This is a genomic window from uncultured Mailhella sp. (assembly GCF_905187505.1).
Classification (GTDB): Bacteria; Desulfobacterota; Desulfovibrionia; order Desulfovibrionales; family Desulfovibrionaceae; genus Mailhella.
In genome coordinates this window covers 1-3,627 of the sequence record NZ_CAJJIC010000177.1, presented here as the reverse complement: position 1 = coordinate 3,627, position 3,627 = coordinate 1, and the positions used below count along the sequence as shown (strand labels likewise).

The window sequence follows — 3,627 nt, the reverse complement described above, 5'->3', positions numbered from 1 at the left end:
CGGCCTGCTCGCCGGAGGCGCAAGGTATACCCGCTCGCGACGGCCCGTGACGCTGGTGGCCTGCGCGGACGGCTTTTCCCGCTCCGAGGCGCTGCGACTTGAGCGCAGGGTGAAAAGCCTGCCCCGGGCGAGAAAGACGGAGGCGCTTTGCCGTGCGTCCGCGTCCGGAGACGATGAGGAAAAGGCCCTTGGCGAAGGGCCTTTTTTCATGCGCGGAGAAGATTAAAGAAGCGGCGCGTCTTCAGCCGGCGCCCGCAAAAGACGCGTCTTGTCCGGGGCGGCGGCGCACTTGACCGCAAAGACGCGCGGGAATATGCTCTAGCCTCCCTGGAAAGCCGGCGACACCGGTGTTCCAAAAAATCCATGCAAGGGTGTCACATGCGTAAGATCCTTCATCTTTTTCATAGCGTCCGCGTGGCGGCGCTGCTGGTGCTGGCGCTGGCTTTCGCCGTGCAGTGCCAGGCCGCAACCATGGTGGACATTTACGGTCCCGGTCAGAATCAGATCAAGCTGTCCATGGCGTCTCCGCTCACCGCTCCCGGTCAGCGTGCCACGGCTCTCGGCTCGGAACTGAACGACGCCATCGTGGCCGATCTCAACTTTCTGCCGTTCATGCAGCTCATTCCTTCCTCCGCCGTTCTCGGCGGCACGGTGCTCAATGCCTGGCAGGGCACGGACGTTGACTTCCGCCGCTTCCAGATCGCAGGCGCGGACCTTCTCGTCACCGCGCACTGGCCTTCCGGCGACCGGGAAAATTCCACCGTGGAGCTGCGCGTGTTTGAAACCTATTCGGGCAAGTTCGTGTTCGGCAACGCCTATTCCGGCGTGACCCATGCCGAGGTGCCCAACGTGGCCGACCGCTTCTGCGACGACCTCATGGCCGCCCTTACCGGCGCACGCGGATTCTTCAGCAGTTCCCTTGCCTTCGTGAAGGGCAACGGCAAAAAGCGCGACGTGTGGGTGGTGCGCGCCACCGGCCGCGACCTGCGTCAGGTGACCAATCTTCCCGGTGCCGCCATGTCGCCTTCGTGGTCTCCCGACGGCCGCTATGTGGTCTTCAGCCACATGGACGACAGCACCCATGCCCTCGGCGTGTGGGACCGTCTGAACAATACCGTGAAGCGCGTCCGCTTCCCCGGCAACACCGTCATCGGTCCCTGCTTCCTGCCGGACAACCGCGTGGCCGTGAGCCTTTCCACCGGTCATTATCCCGACATTTTCCTGCTGAACCGTCAGTTCCAGCGTGAACGTCCTCTGGAGCAGAGCGCGGCCATCAACGTGTCGCCTTCCTTTGACTCCACCGGCACCAAGATGGCCTTCACCTCCAGCCGCCTCGGCAGCCCGCAGGTCTTCCTGAAGGACTTTTCCACCGGCACCGTGTCGCGCGTGAGCATGGACGGCTCCTACAACTCCGAGCCCTGCATCAGCCCCGACGGCACGCTCATCGCCTACACCAAGGCCACGCCTTCGGGCTTCCGCATCTTCGTGCACGACATGGTCACGGGCTCCGATCAGCAGATTTCCTTCGGTCCCGGCAGAGACGAGCAGCCCGCCTTCGCGCCCGACAGCTACTTTGTCGCCTTCACCTCCACAAGAAGCGGAAAGTCTCAGATCTACTTGACCACGCGTCACGGAGGAGAGGCCAAGCTTGTGCCCACAGGATCGGGCAATGCCTCGTTCCCGAGCTGGGGAAAGTAAAATAATTTAAATTTCTGGGCTAAATCCCCCCCTTGCGAGCTTGACATCCCTAGGGGCGAGGGTAATATGCCGTTCTGCCCGATAAGTGCAGTTTTCTTTCCACGCTCTATGATAAGAGGGAAGAGCGGGGAGAGAGAAATATTATGACTTAACTCTCAGGAGGAGTTATCATGAAGTCTCTGAAGTCTTTTGGCCTGGTTATGGTTCTCGCTCTGGCTCTCGGCATGGGCGCCGGCTGCGCTAAGAAGAACGCTGAAGTGGAAAACGTGGAACCCGCTCCCGTTGCTTCCACCTCTTCCGCCCTTGACGCTGCTGCCCAGCAGATCACCGACGGTGTCGTGTACTTCGATTTCGACAAGTATGACATCAAGGCTGAATATCGCGACATGCTGCAGCAGAAGGCTGAACTCATGAAGCAGTATCCTTCCATCCGCGTGCGCATTGAAGGCAACTGCGACGATCGCGGCACCCAGGAATACAACCTCGCCCTCGGCGAACGTCGTGCCCGCGCTGCCTATGAATACATGATCCGTCTCGGCGTGCCCGCCGAACAGCTCGACATCATCTCCTACGGCAAGGAACGTCCCGCCGTTGAAGGTACCGGTGAAGCTGTGTGGGCCAAGAACCGTCGTGACGAATTCAACGTCATCGCCCGCTAGTTTTTGCTGAAATAAGGCTGCCCTGTGTCCTCTGCAGGGCAGCCTTTTTTGTTCGGGGCGTGGCGCAGGGGTAGCGCACCTGCTTTGGGAGCAGGGAGTCGCTGGTTCAAATCCAGTCGCCCCGACCATGTTTGAGAGTCATGGCTTTCCATGGCTCTTTTTTTATTTAAACGTTCAAGAGCGGAAGTACGCCGCGCGACTCGGGCGCGGCAGGCATGGGAAAGGGACGCCGGACGGGAAGCGCACGGCATGTCTGAAAACGGGCCGGCCTCCCGGGGAATTTCCGACACGCGGGAGACCGGAGCCGGGCGGCAATGTCCGCTTCCCTTCACGGAGAGAGCCTGTCGAAGGCGTGGGGACAGAAGCAGCGCGGAAGAGAGAAAAAGGCACGTTCTCCTGAGGTATTCCGTCGAGGCGTCCGGTCCGTTCTTCCGAAAGCGGCATCTTCGCCGTGCGGCGATGCGCGGCGCGTCTTTTTTCCTTTTGCCGGAATCACCGGCTGCCCGTGACGCCGCCCGGAAGAGGGACGGATGCAACCGGCGAAGCGACGGGGGGGGGCATGGCTTCATGCGTGCTTGCGGCGTTTCGTCCGGTTCGGGAAGAGACGGAACGTTTTTCCCCAGGGACAGCCGACGTTGCGCAGAAGGGGAGCGACGAAAAGGAGGGAACGGCCGCCGCGGCACCGTTGGCCGCTTCCGGGAGCGGTCCGGGGTTTGCGCAAGGGAAAAAGGCGTCTGTGCCTTTTTTCTCTCCTTGCCGCCGGGAGCTTCGAAGCATGGGATCGGCAGGCACGCCGCCTCATTCGGACGGGAGCGTTTTTGTTGAGCGCTTCTTCAGAAAACGGAGCAGCGCGCGGACAACGCCGGTCGCTGAAACATTTTTTGTTTTTTTTCAAAGGAGTTTCATGCGGGAACGGGCGCAGGACCCCGGTCAGGGAATAGTGCTCCGCGCGGCGGCGAAAACGTTTGCCGCAGTCCTGCGACGTCTCTCACTTCGTTGCGGCACACGGTTTCGGATGGCAGAAAGGGCGGTGTGAAGCCGTGAAGAGAAAGTTTTTTTCCATGCTTGCTCTTTACCGATGCGAGCGTACAAGCGGAGTTTTCACTTAAATCCGCGCCGTTTCGGGAGTGCAAGTTTTTTTTTACATCTGCTTGACAACGGGTTCCCTATTACTGAAAGTAGACGAAGACAACGAGTTGCCTTGCTCATCATGAAACAGGAGGATACCATGTCTGTTGTATCCAATACCGTCTACTACATCAGCCTTTCC

General features: G+C 60.1%; 2 protein-coding genes, 1 tRNA gene and 1 pseudogene. All 4 read left to right on the top strand.

Annotated features, from left to right (window positions below):
- Positions 1–226, top strand: a pseudogene (locus QZZ60_RS10985) (hypothetical protein); the annotation flags it as partial.
- A gap of 245 nt (positions 227–471) precedes the next feature.
- Entirely contained in the window at positions 472–1,698 is a 1,227-nt protein-coding gene (locus QZZ60_RS10980; RefSeq protein WP_295641354.1) for a translocation protein TolB, read from the top strand.
- A 170-nt stretch (positions 1,699–1,868) separates the two neighbouring features.
- Complete coding sequence (gene pal, locus QZZ60_RS10975) at positions 1,869–2,357, top strand: peptidoglycan-associated lipoprotein Pal (RefSeq protein WP_295641352.1); 489 nt, start codon at positions 1,869–1,871, stop codon at positions 2,355–2,357.
- Positions 2,358–2,410: 53 nt separating this feature from the next.
- Positions 2,411–2,485: transfer RNA gene (locus QZZ60_RS10970), tRNA-Pro, on the top strand.
- The last annotated feature ends 1,142 nt before the right edge of the window (positions 2,486–3,627 follow it).

What these genes read in the sequence shown, in the direction of transcription:
- QZZ60_RS10980 (WP_295641354.1), top strand. Translation starts at nt 472, where the DNA reads ATGGTGGACATTTACGGTCCCGGTCAGAATCAGATCAAGCTGTCCATG.
- pal (WP_295641352.1), top strand. Translation starts at nt 1,869, where the DNA reads ATGAAGTCTCTGAAGTCTTTTGGCCTGGTTATGGTTCTCGCTCTGGCT.